The sequence below is a fragment of the Pseudomonas sp. Irchel 3A18 genome (assembly GCF_900187465.1).
GTDB lineage: Bacteria > Pseudomonadota > Gammaproteobacteria > Pseudomonadales > Pseudomonadaceae > Aquipseudomonas > Aquipseudomonas cichorii.
Genome location: NZ_FYDI01000007.1, coordinates 1 through 17376, shown reverse-complemented (window position 1 = coordinate 17376; position 17376 = coordinate 1). Strand labels below are relative to the sequence as shown.

Annotated in this window: 28 protein-coding genes and 1 pseudogene; 21 read left to right on the top strand and 8 right to left on the bottom strand. The window is 55.3% G+C overall.

From position 1 onward, the window contains the following. Nucleotides 1-7 precede the first annotated feature (7 nt). From CKW23_RS15480 to CKW23_RS15470, 3 genes are all read left to right on the top strand, one after another. Nucleotides 8-241, top strand: coding sequence for a hypothetical protein (locus tag CKW23_RS15480; RefSeq protein ID WP_095067850.1), 234 nt, complete (start codon nt 8-10; stop codon nt 239-241). Then, entirely contained in the window at nt 238-699 is a 462-nt protein-coding gene (locus CKW23_RS15475) for a hypothetical protein (RefSeq protein WP_095067848.1), read from the top strand. The genes CKW23_RS15480 and CKW23_RS15475 overlap by 4 nt, the downstream gene beginning before the upstream one ends. 81 nt (nt 700-780) lie before the next feature. Further along, nucleotides 781-1092, top strand: a complete 312-nt coding sequence (locus tag CKW23_RS15470) for a hypothetical protein (protein ID WP_095067847.1) — start codon at nt 781-783, stop codon at nt 1090-1092. Here CKW23_RS15470 and CKW23_RS15465 read toward each other — a convergent pair. Then, complete coding sequence (locus CKW23_RS15465; protein ID WP_095067845.1) at nt 1089-1295, bottom strand: hypothetical protein; 207 nt, start codon at nt 1293-1295, stop codon at nt 1089-1091. The genes CKW23_RS15470 and CKW23_RS15465 overlap by 4 nt on opposite strands. Before the next feature lie 95 nt (nt 1296-1390). Between CKW23_RS15465 and CKW23_RS15460 the strand changes: the two genes are divergently transcribed. The 14 genes from CKW23_RS15460 (at nt 1391) to xerC (ending at nt 11173) form a co-directional block, all read left to right on the top strand. Continuing rightward, nucleotides 1391-1999: a DUF1566 domain-containing protein gene (locus CKW23_RS15460; protein ID WP_256590459.1), complete on the top strand. Its 609-nt coding sequence runs from the start codon at nt 1391-1393 to the stop codon at nt 1997-1999. Nucleotides 2000-2066: 67 nt separating this feature from the next. Further along, on the top strand, nt 2067-2675 hold the full coding sequence (locus CKW23_RS15455) for a DUF1566 domain-containing protein (RefSeq protein ID WP_095067843.1): 609 nt from the start codon (nt 2067-2069) through the stop codon (nt 2673-2675). 54 nt (nt 2676-2729) lie between these two features. Continuing rightward, a complete protein-coding gene (locus CKW23_RS15450; RefSeq protein WP_095067842.1) occupies nt 2730-3086 on the top strand; it encodes a four helix bundle protein in 357 nt (118 codons plus the stop codon). Between the two features lie 206 nt (nt 3087-3292). Next, nucleotides 3293-4468 (top strand): RNA-directed DNA polymerase, encoded by a 1176-nt coding sequence (locus CKW23_RS15445; protein ID WP_095067840.1) that lies wholly within the window; start codon nt 3293-3295, stop codon nt 4466-4468. Nucleotides 4469-4710: 242 nt separating this feature from the next. Further along, the gene (locus CKW23_RS15435) at nt 4711-6306 is read left to right on the top strand and encodes a DNA cytosine methyltransferase (protein WP_095067838.1); all 1596 of its coding nucleotides are present in this window, start codon (nt 4711-4713) and stop codon (nt 6304-6306) included. A 37-nt stretch (nt 6307-6343) separates the two neighbouring features. Then, nucleotides 6344-7462, top strand: a complete 1119-nt coding sequence (locus tag CKW23_RS15430; RefSeq protein WP_095067837.1) for a DUF4406 domain-containing protein — start codon at nt 6344-6346, stop codon at nt 7460-7462. 52 nt (nt 7463-7514) lie between these two features. After that, nucleotides 7515-8258, top strand: a complete 744-nt coding sequence (locus tag CKW23_RS26960; protein WP_256590458.1) for a hypothetical protein — start codon at nt 7515-7517, stop codon at nt 8256-8258. Next, nucleotides 8255-8395 carry a hypothetical protein gene (locus CKW23_RS26485; protein WP_159918432.1) on the top strand — a complete coding sequence of 47 codons (141 nt, stop codon included), beginning with the start codon at nt 8255-8257 and terminating at the stop codon, nt 8393-8395. The genes CKW23_RS26960 and CKW23_RS26485 overlap by 4 nt, the downstream gene beginning before the upstream one ends. A 272-nt stretch (nt 8396-8667) precedes the next feature. After that, nucleotides 8668-8883, top strand: a complete 216-nt coding sequence (locus CKW23_RS27275; protein WP_371856571.1) for a hypothetical protein — start codon at nt 8668-8670, stop codon at nt 8881-8883. Continuing rightward, nucleotides 8880-9368: a class I SAM-dependent methyltransferase gene (locus CKW23_RS15415; RefSeq protein WP_095067833.1), complete on the top strand. Its 489-nt coding sequence runs from the start codon at nt 8880-8882 to the stop codon at nt 9366-9368. Before CKW23_RS27275 ends, CKW23_RS15415 begins: the two co-directional genes overlap by 4 nt. Further along, the gene (locus tag CKW23_RS15410; RefSeq protein WP_095067831.1) at nt 9359-9553 is read left to right on the top strand and encodes a hypothetical protein; all 195 of its coding nucleotides are present in this window, start codon (nt 9359-9361) and stop codon (nt 9551-9553) included. The genes CKW23_RS15415 and CKW23_RS15410 overlap by 10 nt, the downstream gene beginning before the upstream one ends. A gap of 51 nt (nt 9554-9604) precedes the next feature. Beyond that, nucleotides 9605-9892, top strand: a complete 288-nt coding sequence (locus CKW23_RS15405; protein WP_095067829.1) for a hypothetical protein — start codon at nt 9605-9607, stop codon at nt 9890-9892. 42 nt (nt 9893-9934) lie between these two features. Then, nucleotides 9935-10150 (top strand): DUF4224 domain-containing protein, encoded by a 216-nt coding sequence (locus tag CKW23_RS15400; protein WP_095067827.1) that lies wholly within the window; start codon nt 9935-9937, stop codon nt 10148-10150. Continuing rightward, nucleotides 10151-11173: a tyrosine recombinase XerC gene (xerC, locus tag CKW23_RS15395; protein WP_095067825.1), complete on the top strand. Its 1023-nt coding sequence runs from the start codon at nt 10151-10153 to the stop codon at nt 11171-11173. It abuts the gene before it with no gap. 326 nt (nt 11174-11499) lie between these two features. Here the strand turns inward: xerC and CKW23_RS15390 are convergent, their stop codons facing one another. The 3 genes from CKW23_RS15390 to CKW23_RS26685 form a co-directional block, all read right to left on the bottom strand. Then, a complete protein-coding gene (locus CKW23_RS15390) occupies nt 11500-11757 on the bottom strand; it encodes a DUF1652 domain-containing protein (RefSeq protein WP_025260322.1) in 258 nt (85 codons plus the stop codon). Between the two features lie 46 nt (nt 11758-11803). Beyond that, complete coding sequence (locus CKW23_RS15385; protein ID WP_025260323.1) at nt 11804-12400, bottom strand: HNH endonuclease; 597 nt, start codon at nt 12398-12400, stop codon at nt 11804-11806. Nucleotides 12401-12592: 192 nt separating this feature from the next. Continuing rightward, entirely contained in the window at nt 12593-12730 is a 138-nt protein-coding gene (locus tag CKW23_RS26685; RefSeq protein WP_095067823.1) for a hypothetical protein, read from the bottom strand. A gap of 232 nt (nt 12731-12962) precedes the next feature. Here CKW23_RS26685 and CKW23_RS26680 point away from each other — a divergent pair, with 232 nt between their 5' ends. Further along, on the top strand, nt 12963-13127 hold the full coding sequence (locus tag CKW23_RS26680) for a hypothetical protein (protein WP_162883719.1): 165 nt from the start codon (nt 12963-12965) through the stop codon (nt 13125-13127). A gap of 455 nt (nt 13128-13582) precedes the next feature. Continuing rightward, nucleotides 13583-13720, top strand: coding sequence for a hypothetical protein (locus tag CKW23_RS26480; RefSeq protein ID WP_159918431.1), 138 nt, complete (start codon nt 13583-13585; stop codon nt 13718-13720). Between the two features lie 66 nt (nt 13721-13786). On the opposite strand, the gene CKW23_RS15370 is transcribed toward CKW23_RS26480, so the two are convergent. Further along, the gene (locus CKW23_RS15370; RefSeq protein WP_025260324.1) at nt 13787-13972 is read right to left on the bottom strand and encodes a hypothetical protein; all 186 of its coding nucleotides are present in this window, start codon (nt 13970-13972) and stop codon (nt 13787-13789) included. Between the two features lie 256 nt (nt 13973-14228). Here CKW23_RS15370 and CKW23_RS15365 point away from each other — a divergent pair, with 256 nt between their 5' ends. Both CKW23_RS15365 and CKW23_RS15360 read left to right on the top strand, forming a co-directional pair. After that, entirely contained in the window at nt 14229-14669 is a 441-nt protein-coding gene (locus CKW23_RS15365; RefSeq protein ID WP_025260325.1) for an HIT family protein, read from the top strand. A 51-nt stretch (nt 14670-14720) separates the two neighbouring features. Beyond that, entirely contained in the window at nt 14721-15248 is a 528-nt protein-coding gene (locus CKW23_RS15360) for a hypothetical protein (RefSeq protein WP_025260326.1), read from the top strand. A 443-nt stretch (nt 15249-15691) separates the two neighbouring features. Here CKW23_RS15360 and CKW23_RS15355 read toward each other — a convergent pair whose 3' ends face one another. The 3 genes and pseudogenes from CKW23_RS15355 to CKW23_RS15345 all read right to left on the bottom strand — a co-directional run. Next, entirely contained in the window at nt 15692-16237 is a 546-nt protein-coding gene (locus CKW23_RS15355; protein WP_025260327.1) for a KilA-N domain-containing protein, read from the bottom strand. A gap of 193 nt (nt 16238-16430) precedes the next feature. Further along, the gene (locus CKW23_RS15350) at nt 16431-16904 is read right to left on the bottom strand and encodes a trypco2 family protein (protein ID WP_025260328.1); all 474 of its coding nucleotides are present in this window, start codon (nt 16902-16904) and stop codon (nt 16431-16433) included. 254 nt (nt 16905-17158) lie between these two features. Beyond that, nucleotides 17159-17376 (bottom strand): annotated as a pseudogene (locus CKW23_RS15345) (IS21 family transposase); the annotation flags it as partial.

Here is a 17376-nt window from a genome sequence, read left to right as displayed (position 1 = left end):
GGCTTTCATGACTGATAACTACATCGTCGCAAGCGCTGAGCGCCAGGCGAAACTTGAGGCAGCTAAGGCTGCCTTTTTCATGCGCGGCGGCCAGGTGCATGTTGGCCCGGGCATTCCCGAGCGCCCTACTCCCGCTCCGCGCAGCTCTCGGATCGACCCGGAGACAGTGCTTGTTCGCAAGCGCCGCCGCCTTCGCCCCGCTGAGGCCGAAACAATTCGCCGGATGACGGAGGCGATATGAAAAAGCGCAAAGCAAACAACTGCCGGGCACGGGCTGAGCGTGCATGTCGCGCCCTGCTCAGTACAAATCACGTCGCCGTCGTGAACATCGACCCAAGCGGATTGCAAGTCATGGTGAACTGGAAGAGCTGCAAGCAAATTCGCAGCCTGGCCATTGCCAACGCCATCTTTGACTTCTCCTACCACTGGACGATTTACATCGCCGCCATGTGTCGAGACGAGCGCGGCGGCGAGTACATCAAGTCGATTGAAATCTCGCCCGAGGGTATCTACAAGGTCGAGCGACTGGCTGACGCGATCGAACATCACTACCTGGAGCTGCGGAACTCCTGCAACCCAAACCACATGGTCGCATCGGGATGGATCGCTATTCCGGCTAAGTTGACGCTTGAGGAAAGCACGGCCGCAAAACTGTTCTATGCAGCCGGTGCATGGCATCAAGTGAAGGTCGCGGCATGAAACGCATCAACAACAGAGTGCGACAGCGCCGAAAGCAGTTGCACATCAAAATCCCTCCAAGCGGTTATGCGGAGTTGTGTCATGCCTGCGGATCAGAAAGCGCGCTCCGCGAAGTCTGCGGAAAAGCGCAAAGCGAATGGCGAGGAAGAGCTGAGACTGCGAGCCAGACTGGGAACCCGAACTGTTCTGTCTGAACTTATGGCCTGGCACGGTATTGAAGAGCAAGGCGAGGCAATGACTCTGGCCTTGCATCATTTGCATGCTCTCGGCCCCGAAGGCTCTCGCCCTTTCTTCACTCCGCCGCGCCACAAAATCACTATCTCTGAAAGCGTGGCGCGGAAACTGGAGCTGGCCTATCGGCGTGAATCTTTGCGGATCGGTCGAGAAGACTAATCCCGAAGCTCATCAATCATCCTGCGCGCTTCAGCATCAAGCTCGGTTTGCGCCGATTCTTTGTCCTGCCAGATTTTGTCGCTGTATTTAATCTTCGGCAGGCCGTCGATTTCCAACTCGGCTATCACCCCATTTGGGTATTGACCGAAACGCATTACGAAGCGGCGCCCCTTATAGGCATCCGCAAAACTCGATTGATACATAGCCGTTATCCATTCCTGATCAAGAACCTGTAATACCCCATCCTGAATCTACTTGCCACACCTCTATTGAGGTCGCGCATTCCCGAGGAAAAAACATGAACCCTGTTTTCCATATCAAAGAAGTGAATATCAACATCCACGCATACCAGCGCGCTCCAGCCCTTGTCGCCCTGGGCGCTGCATTTGCTGCTGCGGCAGCCTCGCCCACCCCGGACCCGGTCGAATCGGTTGATATCGCAATCCCAGCGCACGGTGAGTATTGGCCAGGGGAAGGCGGAAAAAACGGTGGCTTTGTCCCGGCTCGGGGGGACGTTCCGGCCCACTACCTGATCTTTGCGAGCGAGGATCTGAGCGGAAAATTCAAATGGGGCGGACGTGAAAAAGAATCGGCGGCGATCAGCAAAACTGACGGACGCTTTAACACTGACGCCCTGCTGTCCGAAGGCGATCACCCGGCGGCAGAAGCCGCGGCGAAATACACCGCTGACGGGCATGAAGATTTCTATCTTGCTGCCCCGGCAGAGTTGTATCAGGGCTGGTTGAACTGCCCGGACATCTTCTCGAAGAGCGACTGGTACTGGTCGAGTTCGCAGCGCTCAGCCTACTCCGCATTCACTCTGCATTTTGGAGGTGGCAATCAGCACTACTACGGCAAGGGCAACGAGTGTTTCGTCCGTCCCGTCCGCAGAAAATTTATTCAGTGATCCATTAATTGCTTTTGATCCTGGCGCACAAGCGCCTTTTTTATTGCCTTGAGAAAGAGGAAATAACATGTCCGCATCAGCAGGAAATGCAATCTCAACATCAGAATTGGTTATCGGCCAGCCATACGGCGGCGGATTCTTCATCGGCATCATCCGCGACCCGGTAACCGGCCTTGAATATCGCCAGATATCCGCCGGGGTTGAACTTGAGCTGCGCGGCAAATGGGGCGAGTACGGCGTCAAGATCGCTGGCGCAGACAGCTTCATCGATGGTCGAGCGAATACTGAGGCCATGGCCGCTGCCGGTAGCGATCTCGCTAAACAGGTTCTGGCGCTGGGCGACGGCTGGGCAATTCCAGCACGCGATCAGCAAGAGCTGCAATACCGCCACCTCAAGCCAACCACCGATGAAAACTACTGCTGGAATCGCGACGGCGACAACCCTCACAGCGTTCCTGTCGGCACTCTGTACACGGAGCATTATCCGGCGCAGACAGCGATCGAAGTGTTCAAAAGCGGTGGCAAAGAGGCATTCAGGCCTCGCTACTACTGGTCATCTTCGCAGCGCTCAGCCGACTTCGCGTTCAATCTGAATTTTGCAGTTGGCGATCAGAGCAGCCACGACAAGAGCGGCGAGTGTTTCGTCCGTCCCGTCCGCAGCGAGCTTATTCAATAATTCGTTTATTTGATCCGGCCGCCTGCGGCCGGTTGCTTTTGGAGCAGTAATGCAATGGGAATGCACACAGATCTATCGATATATAAAGCATCGATGGGATTGCTACACATCGCTACAAACATGACTCGCAACATTCCGAGGGATTTAAAGCAGTCCCTTGGCAAGAGGGTCATTGATGAATGCATTGATGTTTTGATGCTTATCGCCCGGGCCAACTCCACGCAAGACAAGCGACCTCATTTGATTGAGCTGGTTGAGCGAATTCAAGTGGTTGAATTTCTAATGAGGCTATTCAAGGAAAATCGCTTCATCAGCGTGGACCAGCACTCAAAGGCGATTGAAATAACCGAGTCAATCGGAAAGCAGGCAAACGCCTGGAAAAGATACGCAGCAAAATCGCCCGCCACATGAGGGTTACGGCTTTCATGTCTGAGCGAATAAATCTGGTCGCGCCGCTGACTCGATGAGTCACCGCCATGTGCGAAAAGGGTACCGCCGATCTAAAGGGTTCGGGCTGGCCCTGCACAGTTTCAGGGCTGAGAAATCGACCTTGTGACGTAGATAGCGCGACAGGTCGCAGCGCTCAGCCAACAACGCATTCAATCTGAATTTTGAAGATGGCAATCAGAACAACAACGACAAGAACAACGAGTGTTTCGTCCGTCCCGTCCGCAGATTTAAATGCTGCACACTACCAGTTCAGGGATTTGGTTCAGGCCTACTACGACTGTCGGCGCTCAAAGCGCAACAGCGCAAGCGCGTTGACTTTCGAGGTGAACCTGGAAAGAAACCTGACGGCGCTACATCACGACCTGGTAAGCGGCAATTACCGCCCGGGCCGTTCTATTTGCTTTGTCGTGACACGGCCAAAGGCAAGAGAGGTGTGGGCTGCCGACTTTCGCGACAGGATCGTCCACCATCTGCTTTACAACCGCATCGGTCCGCGGATCGAAAGCAGCTTTATAGCGGACAGCTGCGCTTGTATTCCTGAGCGCGGCACGCTGTACGCAGCAAAGCGGCTTGAGTCGAAGATTCGCAGTCAGACGCAGAACTGGTCGCGACCTGGCTTCTATTTGAAGCTTGATCTTGCAAACTTTTTTGTGTCTATCGACAAGCGCGTGCTTGCCCGGCAGCTTGCCGAGAGAATCACCGATCCATGGTGGCGTGAACTGGCCCTGCAAGTGCTCTGGCACGACCCGCGTGAGGACTTTGCGACACGAAGCCCTGCACACCTTTTCAACCGGGTTCCACAGCATAAGCAGCTTGCAGCTCAACCGGCCCACCTCGGGCTGCCGATTGGTAACCTCTCTTCGCAGTTCTTCGCGAACGTCTATCTCGACGCACTCGATCAGTTCTGCAAGCACACGCTGAAAGTGCGGCATTACATTCGGTATGTCGACGACTTCGTGCTGCTGCATGAGTCGCCGCAGCAGTTGAACGAGTGGCACGCCCAGATCGAGGCCTTTCTGCCGACACTGGGCGCTCGGCTCAATCCGAAGAAGACGATTCTTCAGCCCATCGACCGGGGTGTGGATTTCGTCGGGCACGTCATCAAGCCCTGGCGCAGGACAACTCGGAAGCGATCAGTTGCGCAGGCGATGAAGCGAACCGCAGCAGCGCCAGCCGATGATTTGCGCGAAACGGCTAATAGCTATTTTGGGCTGCTATCGCAAGCGAGTCACAGCCATAAAGACCGGGCGAAGCTGGCAAACCTTCTTCTCCGTCGGGGCTTTTCAGTCAACCAACAACTGACCCAGACCTATAAGCGAGCACGCGATCAGGGCCGACCTTGAATCGATCCAGCATGGACTGAGGGGAATGGATGGAAAAGTATATCCAATACCCCGATCCATCAGCCATAGGCTCGTTATCGGCGATGTTTGCAGAAACCTCTGACTCGGAAATACCGAGCGCTACAGCGACTTCTCTCTGATCCAGCTTTTTGCCCAGCCCCATAACCAATTCCTTCTTTCTGGATGCCAATTCAGAAGCAATAGCCCACTTCAACGAATCACGCCACAGGCGAGGATGATCCATGTCCGCATTTCAATACGGTTCGGTGTGCAGCGGCATCGAGGCCGCGACCGCCGCCTGGCATCCGCTGGGTATGAAGCCGGCCTGGTTCGCCGAGATCGAGCCATTCCCCAGCGCCGTGCTTGCCCATCACTACCCAGAAGTGCCGAACCATGGCGACATGACTCGCCTGGCGGCCAAGGTTCTGACAGGGGCGATTCCGGCACCAGACCTGCTGGTCGGTGGAACGCCCTGCCAGGCATTCAGTGTCGCGGGCATGCGCGCCGGCTTGGCAGATCCGCGCGGTGCCCTAACCATCAAATATGTGGAGCTCGCAGATGCAATTGACCATGTTCGCGCCAACCGTGGCGACCCCGAGTGCATCACGGTCTGGGAAAACGTCCCCGGCGTCCTCTCCGATCGAGGAAACGCCTTCGGCTGCTTTCTTGGCGCGCTTGCTGGGGAAGACAGCGAACTGCAGCCTTCAGGGAAGCGCTGGACAGACGCTGGTTGTGTGTATGGACCCAAGCGAACAGTCGCGTGGCGGATCTTGGACGCCCAATATTTCGGCCTGGCCCAACGCCGCAAGCGTGTGTTCGTTGTCGCAAGTGCTCGTCGAGGATTCGATCCCTGCGAAGTACTTTTTGAGCGCGAAGGCGTGCGCCGGGATACTGCGCCGCGCCGAGGCCAGGGGCAAGACCTTACCGGACACGCTCCTTTTCGCCCTGCTCTCCAGTGTGGATGCGGATGCACATTCGACGATCAGTGCGGCCCGTGGGGCTGCCCAAACTGCGAAGGTGACGAAGGGCCAGCAGTCGGAGTGATTGCTGGTGTTCCAGCATTCGGCGGACACAGCCTGGGCGGCTCAATCGAGCAATCGGCCACGCTCACAGCAAAGGAAAGCCGACTGGACGTGGAGAGTGAGTCCTTCTTTGTGATTCCAGATCACGAGGTGACCGGAACCCTTAGCGCAAGATCGACTGGTGGCGGGGGGCTGGGTACAGACTTTGATCTTGCAGGCGGGCTTCAAGTTGCTGGAACGCTGCAGGCAAACGGCAAGGCAGCCGGCAGCGCCACACAACAGGATGCAGAGTCGGGACTTTTGGTCGTGCACGGCACGCAAGACCCAAGCGTGCTTGGAGAGCTTGCTCACTCGCTGGGCCGAAATAGCGGGCAAGAGAATGCAGTCCTTGCTTTCAGTTGCAAGGACTATGGTGCCGATGCTGGCGATGTAAGCCCGACGCTGCGCGCTATGGGGCACGCAGGAACCCATGCCAACGCTGGCGGGCAAGTTGCGATCGCTGTTTCCCTGCGAGGCCGAGAAGTCGGAGGCACGATAGAGGCTGGCGATGACGTCCACGCTTGCATGCGAGCGCCTTCCGGTGGAGGGGATAAGCCTCACGCCCTGGTCAGTTCAAAGGTTCGTCGGCTCACTCCGATCGAATGCGAACGCCTTCAGGGCTTTCCTGACGATTACACAATGATCCCCTATCGCGGAAGGGTCGCAGGCTTGTGTCCTGACGGTCCGCGCTACAAGGCGATCGGCAACTCCAAGGCCGTACCCGTGGTCCGCTGGATCGGCATACGCCTAATCCAATCTATCCAACGCGCTACATAACCAAATCTCAGCCGGTCACGCCCGGCAAGGAACCCTCATGTCAAAAATCTACTTGTCAGGCCCAATGACAGGCCTGCCGGATTTGAACTTTCCAGCATTCAACGCTGAGTCTGCCCGCCTTCGCGGCCTGGGATTTGATGTCGTAAACCCAGCAGAGCTGAATCCAGACGGGGCATCGTGGGGCGAGTGTATGCGCAAAGATATTGTTGCCCTGATGGGCTGCGGCATGGTTGCCACCCTGCCCGGCTGGGAGCACTCGAAAAGCGCGAGGCTTGAAGTTCTGATCGGCGAACGTCTGGAGATGGCTGTCGTGAAGGCCCAGGACCTTGTTCATCCGCCAGCAATCCTGTCTGCAGGCCACGCACCAGCCCTCGGCAGGGAGATTGATATGCCGCGGCTCGACAGCCTTGCTGATATCCCATACGCCAATCAAACCCCTGACGATTGGGATCCGGACTACCGAAAAATCTGGCAAGAGCTTCAAGTTGCAAGCAGAAACAAGACTCAGCTTGGCGGCTTCATTCGCGAGTTGCGCGAGCGGCTAGCTGAAGCTCTATCCGAGGTCGATATTTTGCGCCGCGAATCCCCTTCCGCCCAGTCAGTGGACGAAACCGATCTTGAAGCGGCAGTGCGAGTGCTGAAATACGTCAACTGCCCTGAGTTGGCGCAAGCTGTGGGTCGTGCCAGCGCCGCCCTCTCCGCTCCCGAGCAAGAAGACCGGGGCTACCCGCCATGTGATTACTGCGGAACCGCACCTGATTATCATCCGTGGCACGGCAGCGGCCTGCTGAATGGCGTCGTGAACAAACACATCCACGCCTGCGGCGCGTGCCTATCAAAACTGCCAGCGCATGGCGTGACCGTGCAGAGCGAGCAGGAGCTGCCCGACGGGCTGAGCTGGGATCAAGCGCCGGCCAACGCAGTTGCGCTCATTGGCGGAAAAATCGACGACCTGCACCCTGAACGAAAGCTGTTCGTTTGGGTTCCAGAGCTGGACCAGCAGACCATGGGGGTTTTGGCTGCTCCGTTCGATAGCCGCCCAACGGGAAGCCCGCAAAGCGCCGCGCTTGATAGCCCCAACAGCCAGTGGGTCGTTCTCGCCAAGCGCCCTGCTGTCCAGCTCAACGCCCAGTCCGCCTCAACTCACCAGAAGTAACCCCTCTCCTCTCTATACATGCTGCTGCCCGGTGGGCGGCAAGGACGAAGTCATGCCTGAAGAAATGAAATTGATCGGACCGGTAGAAGTTGTCCGCGACGAGAGCGGCTACTGGGGTCACCCCGACGAACCCAACTTTGACGAAAATCATGCAGCCTTCAAGGCCTGGCTCGTTGCGCAGGGGCTTGAGGTGACGCAGTGGCACATGGATGCGGATATCGGCGAGCCGCACCCGTACGATGATGGTGCAACCCATTGCCTGGGCTGGGAGCCTGTCGCACCAGGTCCTGAGTGGTTCCTATTGGACATCTTCGATACAGAAGACGGGCCTTGCGTGAGCTGGGTGCGCCGCAAAGGCGAACAATACTGGTCGCTGAATGGCGATGATGGCTCATGGGATTACCCGAGCCTGATGGCCTTAGTACGCGACAACTTTGGCAGCGCCGCCGAAGGAACCAGCTTCGGCCCCGGGCTGGGCAACGGGCTTAAGGTCGGCGATACCGTGAAGGTTGGCGGGGTGTGCAAAGCTGACCCGGCTGGTTTCCTCCCTGATGCCGACAGTATTGCTGATCACATGTTCGAGGAGGCAGTTGGTAGCGATGCAGGGGAATGGGTCGACAACTACCCCGATCTTAATGAGCAAGCGAGGGCGGCGCTTGAGAAGGCACTGGAGCCTCTAATGGCTTGGGCGCGCGAGTATTGCGAACCCCAATTCTTCACTATCGAAGGCATCTCGGATCACATCATCACTGCCGAAGATGTGCGACTGGCCAGGGCGCACGGGGTAACCCCATGAATCGCCTGGCCCTCGCCCTCCTGCTGCTGGCCACCTGCGCCAGCGCAGCCCCCACTCCTGCACCGGTCCAGCGCCAAAACGTGATCGAAATCGAGCGCGACAGCCAGCGCGGTGTGACGTGCTACATCCTCAATTGAGTAGGCATCAGTTGCGTGCCAGACAGCCAGATCAAGCCTGAACCAAAGGCCAAACAGACCCATGCGCAGGACAGGCGCGTTGATGAGAGGTATTCGATGTGAAGGCACTTTCAATTCGCCAGCCCTGGGCCTGGCTAATCATCCACAGCGGCAAAGACATCGAAAACCGGTCATGGCATACGAAGTTTCGGGGGCGGTTTCTGGTTCACGCCTCCTCGGGCTGCACTCGCAAGGAGTGGGCCGAGGCCGTCTCGTTTGCCTTGGAGGCAGGCATGATCAAGCATCCGGCTGACGTGCCGACAATCGACGAACTGCAGCGCGGCGGAATCATTGGGTCAGTTGAGCTGGTGGATAGCGTCGATACCAGTGATTCGCCCTGGTACATGGGAGAAAAGGGTTTCGTGCTGCGCGACCCAAAGCCTTGGTCATTCATCCCGCTCAAGGGTCGCCTGGGCTTCTTTGATGTGCCGGCCGGAGTTTTGCCATGAGTGCCGCCGCAAAAGTGCTCGACCTATGCAGCGCCAGCCGCATGATGTGGTTCGACAAGCAGGATCAACGCGCACTGTTCGGGGACATCCGCGACGAGCAGCACTTGCTGTGCGATGGTCGAGTGCTGAAAGTCGAACCTGACGTACTGATGGACTTCCGCCAATTGCCGTTCGAGGCCTCTACCTTCCGCTTGGTCGTGTTCGATCCGCCGCACCTGACCCGCGCCGGGCAGGATAGCTGGATGCGCGCCAAGTACGGGGTGCTGACCAGCGATTGGCGCGAGGATATTCGGCAAGGCTTCGCCGAGTGCTTCCGAGTGCTGGAGCCAGAGGGCATTCTGATCTTTAAATGGAACGAAACCCAGGTGCTGGTCAGCGAGCTGCTGTCCCTGACCGACGAAAAACCGTTGTTTGGCCACAAGTCTGGCAAGCGCGAAAAGACGCACTGGATCACTTTCATGAAGCGGGGTTTGCCATGCGCCTGATCCCGCAAACCGGCTGGCTCCGCCGCCAACTTGAGGCAGCGCTGATCCTGCTGGCCGCATGGATTCTCGGCGGCCGCAATGTCGCCCGCTCCGGCGTCGTCTCCCGATCCGACAACAACGAAATGTTCGAGATGGACTTCGAGCTTCGCGAGATCGCCCGGCGCATCCGCAAGAACTACCTGTAACCCCTTCCCTTTCAATCTGCCTGCCTTCGGCGGGCATAGAGAGCTATTGCCATGACGAAACACACCCCCGGCCCTTGGGCCGTAGATGAATCCCGCCACGAAGGTGCAATCAATCGCAAAGATCCGTTCCGCCACATCGGCATGGTCAGTCAGTTCCTGCATGACGCCAGCAGTCATGCAGAAAACGAGGCCAACGCAAAGCTGATCGCCGCCGCACCAGAACTGCTGGAAAGCCTTTCAAATCTGGTCGGCCTGGCACGACTGGGCGCAGCGAACATCAGCAAGTACCACGCAGCGTTGGCTCATGCCGAATCGGTCATCGCCAAGGCTACCGCATAACCCATCCCCACCTCTGCCGCAGTGCGCGGCCCGGAGACACCAATGAGCGCAATTGAATTTCTCAGTCATGAGGAAGTGTGCGAGCTTACCGGCGCTCGCACGAAGGCAGGACAGATCACAATCCTCAAGCAAAATGGCATTCGGCACACGATAAAACTGAGTGGCTGGCCCTGTGTAATTGTTGCCGCAGTCACAGGCACCGAATCATCACCAAAGGTCGCTGAAAGACCAACTTGGCAGCCAAGGAAAGCAGGATAGATGCCGCGCCCCACCACCACCCCAAGATTGCGCAAGCGCAAACAGCGTAGCGGCGCAGTCTACTATTACTACGAAACAGGACTTGAAGGCCGCAAGGAAGTCTGCCTTGGAAGTGACTACGCCTTGGCAATAACGGAGTACGCCCGACTTGAAAAAAGCCGGGCATCAGCCGACCTGGCGGCCCAAGTGCTGACATTCAAGTACGTTGCTGATTTGTACATGACAGAGGTGGTCCCAGGAAAGGCACCAAGCACGCAGAAGGACAATGCCCGCGAACTAAAGCAACTGCTTTTATTCTTTGATGAGCCACCGGCACCGCTTGAGTCAATAGAACCGCATCATGTCGTTCAATACATGCGGTATCGCTCAAAGACTGCGAAGGTGCGCGCAAACAGAGAAAAAGCACTTCTTAGTTCAATCTGGAATTTTGCCAGGGAGTGCGGATACACCTCGCTTGCCAACCCGTGCGCAGGGATAAAGGGCAACAAGGAAACGGGGCGGGATAACTATATCGAGGACGACATGTTCATGGCTGTCTATGAGTGCGCAGATCAGCCGCTCAAGGATGCTATGGACCTGTTCTATCTCACTGCTCAGCGGGTGACAGACACGCTAAAAATGGATGAGAGGGACATTCAGAATGGTCAGCTTTTTGTACAGCAAGGCAAAACGCGGGCAAAAAGACGGATTGAGATTGTAGGTCAGCTGAAGGTCGTAATTGACCGTATTTTGACCAGAAAGGCGGGCTATGCGATACGCACAAGCAGGCTAGTCGTCATTGATGGCGGTCAGCCTATGACGCCAAGCATGCTGCGCAATCGTTTTGATGCGGCAAGAGAGGCTGCCGGGATTGAGAAGATCGATTTCCAGATGAGGGATCTTCGGGCAAAAGCCGCGACAGACAAAGAGGAATCTACTGGCAGTATTCGGGATGCTCGCGACCAGCTTGGGCATACAACTGTAGGAATGACCGAGCAGTACATTCGCCGCAGAAGAGGACTGAAAGTGATGCCTACAAAATGACTTTTCATGCCGGAAAACGCTTCGCTACGAATTCGGCACCCTTGAAAACAAAGGGCTGCGCAGAAGGCAAAAAGATCACGTAGCGAAGCTATATTGCATGCAAGCCATTGAAATAAAAGAACAAGCTCATGGACTTAAAATCCCTCGTCCTCTGGACGTGCCGGTTCGACCCCGGCTCGGGGCACCATATATGAATCAAAGGCTTGCACGGGGAGACTCGGCAGGCCTTTGGTGTTTTTGTGGATTGTGAACGTTACGCTGCTAGGCAATTTCGGCAAAGCAGATATATCAAGCCCGGCTTAGTGCCGGGCTTTTCGTTTCAGTTCCTAAGCCAACCGCCTCATGGACAATTCCATCTTCGCCATCAGATCTCGCTGCTCCCTCAACGAAAGCACCAGATGCGCGATCGACCTGCTGGATGACAGATCAGACAAAGGCATACCCGTTACGTACAGCTCGATTTCGCCTGATTCGGCGTTGGTGAGCTTTACCGAAAAGCTGTCGTTCGCCGAAATGACGCATTCGCATTTGCTGGGCAGAAAAGCCGTTTCAAGGACTCGCTGTAGCTCGGGCTTTGAATACATGGTTGCTCTCTACTGATCAGATCTTTCCGACAATACTAGACAAGTATTACGCCAACTTGTTGCCGATCGTCGGCATCTTTTCTTGATCCAAGTGGCTTCGGGCGTACTCGATAAGCTCATCCACATACATTTCTGCACGAGCCAGTCGGGTACTCAGGGAAATACTTGAACCATGAGTAGTGGTTCGTCGATACAGACAGTTTTCTGAAAAAGATAGAAGTGGCCTGGCTTCAACTACATCAGATAGTTGAGGATGCTCGTTCAAAAATGCCAGAAGCCTTTCGCTGGCTCTGTGTAGAGCTTCCTCCATGAGACGGCTGAATCTGCCAGCATTTCTGTTTACGTATCCAACAAAATACTCGCTCTTGTAGCAGTCCGGTGACGCCACATGACATTCGGCACAGAGCAGGAATCGGTTCTCTACCGTGTCAGCCCCACCCAGAGAATGCGGAATGATGTGGGCGACTTCCTGATACCCCTGATCGCCACAGCACCAACAGATACGCAGCTCTTCATTGTCATCACACACCGCTTCGAGTGCGTATTCAGAAAAGCCGTACTGTTTGATCCAGTGCGAATTGTCTTGCCAGGCCTTGCGAACAACTTCGCGCCTGATCACTTTTCTCTTTGGTGACAGCCCCATTAGAGACACCTGCTCGATCAACCATGAATGACTTCATGATCGCAATGATACTTCGGCTATAGCGGACTGTAGGACCGGATTTATCCGGGAAGACGATATGACTGACGATATAGATATCGAGGATGTACAAGTTGCCTGGTACACACATCATGAGCAGGCCCGACATTCGCCGAACCTGCCAGACAACCTATCTTACGGACATACGCAGACCGTCGGACCAAACACCGGGCCGCTGCATGGGTCTTTGGACGGGCCGAATACCGGGCATGCAGCCTGGGCATTCAGGGAGAAACCACACAGCAGCACTACAGCAAACATCACTTTCTTCATTTGCAACCTCCTGGTCGAAACATCAATAACATTCCGTGCTCTCCCTGCAGCCAGGACACCAGCCCGCAGAGGTGCCGAATATTCGCCTATCACAGGATGGGCCGCAAGATCTGTCAGCAATGACCGCCGAGCCCTTCACAGAAAATCCGGTTGAACCAACACACTGGAACGCCATCCACTTTCAAGCAGCCTGAATCTAATTCGGATGGACAGCCAAGGCTGGGAGGCAGTCATGAAAAAGAACACCGACACCAAGAACAAAGCAGTGCCGTCGTCAGATCAATCAGGCGAAGTCGAGCGCGATAACGATGCACATCGTCCAGACGGGTCTTCTGGAACAGCGCATGATTCAACGGCGCAGAAAACCGCCCGCAAAGAAGGCAAGCATTCAAAGTGAAGTGACGACGATGCTACACATTTGACAGGGCGAAACTGCGAACAGCCGCAGTTGCTCTGGGCCAACAACACCGTTCAGGTACGTTGCTGCTTGTCATAGCATATTGCTTCATACTGATGGGCAAAGTCATACGTACGAGAGTTGCCACTTGCTCGATTTCATAAGCGATGCATTGAATATATTTGCGAACTGGCCCACCTATGAACGCCCTCGTCGTGTATTTACGAGAGGTTTCGTCATTTTTTGCATCGTGACGGCAGTGGCAGAACTGCTCATTCTGAATGAGCTGTTCGGCAGCTGATGATGAGAGGCAAGCCCGCCCCTGGCGGGTAAATGAATCGATGCAAATGGCGAATACCGATCCCCTGTACTACCTTCAAGGTGCTTGCATCCCCCTGCGCGTAAAACACAGAGCCGGGCGTATCACTGCGAAGCGGACTTGATCTGGAGCTTTCATGAAAAAAATCATGCTGCTGGTGTTTTTTGCCCTTTCGGTGTCTGGCTGTAGCTATTTTTCATTTCAGGAAGACAACTGCACAGACAACCCACAGATGGCGGGATGCGATGGGGAACACTCCGGTCATCGACGCTAAACATTGCCGTACTTCGAAACGCGGGCCTGATTGACCTCATGAGCGACTGTAGGCCCGCCCCCGCCATTACCCTCTGACCATCTGCCTGCGTTGTCTGCGATCAGTCGCTCTGGATACCACATAGGTCCAGCTCAGAAATCCCATACCCGCCACAATGAACACTGCCGGGCTACGCATCAGAACAATCCCACCGATCAGCATACCCAGACCCAACGCACCCACGAGCAAGGCAGATAGTGCAATCAGATTCATACAACCCTCCTTTGTCATAAATAAATTGGTCGCACCTTCGGCATTGCCATGCGTATAAGTTTTCAACTGCGAGATAGGTGTGCAGACCGGCTTGGAGGATGAGTGGGTGTTTGGCGGGGGTGGTTCCATGATTGCGGCATACCGATAAAGCCCTGAGTCTTGCAGGTGCTTGGCAAGAGCCTCATATAGCTGTAAAAAACGCAACGAAAGTGGTTATCACTTACAGCCATCCCAGCTCTGGAATCCAAGGACGATAATGCCCCTGATCACTGAACGTGTAGAACTGGCCCGCAACGGAGCCAACGATAAAGTCATTTGCCGAATGGCATCAGGCTGGGCGGTCATGGGCGACGTGCAGTTTCTTCCCGGTTACTGCCTGCTACTCCCCGACCCTGTCGTTCCAAGCCTGAACGATCTGGATGCAGAAGCCAGAACGACATACCTGCTCGACATGGCCCGAATCGGAGATGCGGTGCTTCAGGCAACCGGGGCACTTCGTATGAATTACGAAATTCTGGGCAATTCAGAGCCCGAACTGCATTGCCACATTTTTCCTCGTTACGCCTCGGAACCGGAAAAGCATCGCAAGATGCCTGCATGGTTCTATGACTGGAAAACGGCTACGCCATATGCGGAGGAAGTGCATGGGGAATTGCGCAAGAAGATTGCACGGTTGTTGGATGCAGACTTGAAATAGCGGCAATTTGCCGGTATTGGTGGCGCCTTCTAACAGCCAGATAGCTGACCAATGGAATTCGTTCGCAACCGTTTTACTGCAGTATCCATCCTGGCCGCCCTGGCTCTCAGTGGATGCACCTCCTATCCGCCGGAGACGAAGACTAACTACGGACCTGGGAAAGTCGACATTGTGAGCAGAAAATATGTTTGCTACACGGATGCGCAGATCATAAATGGCGAGCGTACCCTCGTAAACTTATGCGGCAGGTCCCATTCGGGGTTTTCTTTTAAGGATGAACCTCAAATATGGGCAGGGATTGGCCACCAGATGCCGCCCAAGTTTCAGCTCAGCGATGCGATTGAAGGAACAAAAGTACCTATCAAGGATAAGATTGGCCTGCTCAAATGCGAGCCGCTGAAGCAAGAAACCAGTACTGCGGCACGTGAGACTTTCTGCAAGGTCACACTCAACGATCAGGTGCTTGTGAGTGCTCAAATCATCTTTGAACCGCTCTCCGAATCTCGCATGGATGAGCAACCGGCCAATCCATTGACCAGACCCATCTCGAGCCTCATCGAAACATTGCAACGACCGTGATGAGTAATACCGGTGTCACCAACAACATTCTGATAACTTGCCGCTCGCTGGAAAGCTTTCAGGGTAATCATCGTCGTGGTCATTTTGGCTCTTTCAAGGCTACCCCTCTCCCGCGGATACACCACCACGCAAATCACACCACAACGGCGCAGACATCCGCATCACTAAAATCGAGATACTGTCTCGCATACCTGCCTTGGCGGACGAGCTAGATAGAATGACAGATGACGAACATCTTGGACTGACTGCCGAAGATCAGCGTGAAATCTGCTATTCCCAGGCAATCCATAAACTAGGGGAGCAGCAGGGACTGAAGCGCCCACCTCTCAATTGTTTGATTTTTGCGAGATGGCACGCATGATGAGCCCCGCTTAACACTGTCCGCAGCCTCATATAACAAATCCCGCATCAGCGGGCTTTCGTTTGCCTGAGCCAAGGGTGCATCAGTTCGCTTCTACCCTCGCCGCCGAGATATCTTCAAGCCCAAGGGTCATCTGCAACTGATCACGCCAGTAGGCGACCTGATATTCCAGGCGCGGTTTCTTCTGTTTCCACTTGGACAGCTCACGGCCGCTGAGGCTGGCGATGTCCTTGCCGTCGTCCAGCGCCTTGCAGGCCAAGTCGAAATTTTGTTTTTCGTTCAACTCGCCACGGATAAGCGCGTCGATGTGCAGATCACACCAGACCGAGAACTTCACATCCAACCACCGAGCAAAAACTACCGCCAGCTTCGGATGAAGCAATGTTCCCGGCGACTTACCACCGCGAGCAGTGCGCACCAGACCAAAGTGATCCTGAGTCACTTTGGTATCCAAGCCCAGAGCATCAGCCAAGACAGCAAGGTACTGCTTGGTCTCGGCCTGCTTCAGCCAGTCCACGGGTCGTTTGTCGAAGCGCTTGGCCACGTCCGTGGCATTGATCCAGCCATCGCTACTGAAGTGCACTGGCTGTCCTTGGTAATGAAACGGGATCACATTACTTGCGTTCATGGGTGTCACCTCGCTCATCAGGCGAAAAGGTACGCAGCCGGGGAGGACGGATGAACGAACATCCACCGTTCGACTGTACGGGTCTAGGCTGCGTATTGGGTTTGCCTTGCGGCAGAAACAAAAAGCCCCAGATCGCAAGTGCGTCCGGGGCTATGTGGGGGATACGTCGATCTACATCGCGACCTTCAGCGCGCTATTTTTTCTCAAGTGTGGTGGAGGGCTGATGCGACTGGATTTTGATATCCAAATTTTTGATAACCCCCTCCAGATTTTTTCCATCATTGGTGCCACTGACAAGCGCATACCCAACAGTGTCCTTTGGCAAGGCCAAGACATTTTGGAATCTCACCGTCACCGTATTCGACCTTGCGGACGATTTTTGCCCGGAAAGCTCGCCTCCAACACCAACCCCATCACTGACTGCAGGAGCTGACAAGTCGACCTTCAACTTCCCGCCGCTGGTGGCGTCTGCAGATATCTTGAAGGTTATCTCCGCAGATTCGGCCATTAGTCCGGTCTTGACATCTCCTTGCGCGGCCCGCATCGAGCTGAGCCCTTCTCCGACCTGCCTCATTGCCTCGACCAGGGTGATATCACTGGGCTTTGCGACCTGCTGAAAACACCCCGAAAGCGGCACCAAGCACATCGCCAATATGACCTGCTTCATTCACTACTCCTTGTTGTGAGTGGCAAATAGCCACTTAAGGAGCGTAGCAGTGGGTTTCAGCAAGCCAAGGAGCCAGATGCAAAAAGCCCAGCGCGGGGCTGGGCTTTTACCTACGATCAATCTTGGATCACGACTCAGGAGCACGATCATAAGCATCTTGATCAGTAATCTGTGTGACCTTTTCAACCTCCGCCTTTATGAGCTTCCCAGCCCTGGTCTTCGTTACCAAGTGCAGCATCACAACTTTTCCGCCCTTCTGCCACCGTCAAACCGTTGTACTGCGGATGTACAAGTTCAGCCCAGAGCGTACGACAGCGTTGGCCGAGCCAGACGTTCAGCTCCTCGAAGGTATGGAACATGCAATTTTGAGCATCGAGCCAGATTCGCCTCCGGCTGTCCTGCACGTTCTTTTCGACGATGCCTTTCTCCCAGCCAGAGGCCACGTTGCAGAAGTCCGGATCGAACAGATAGT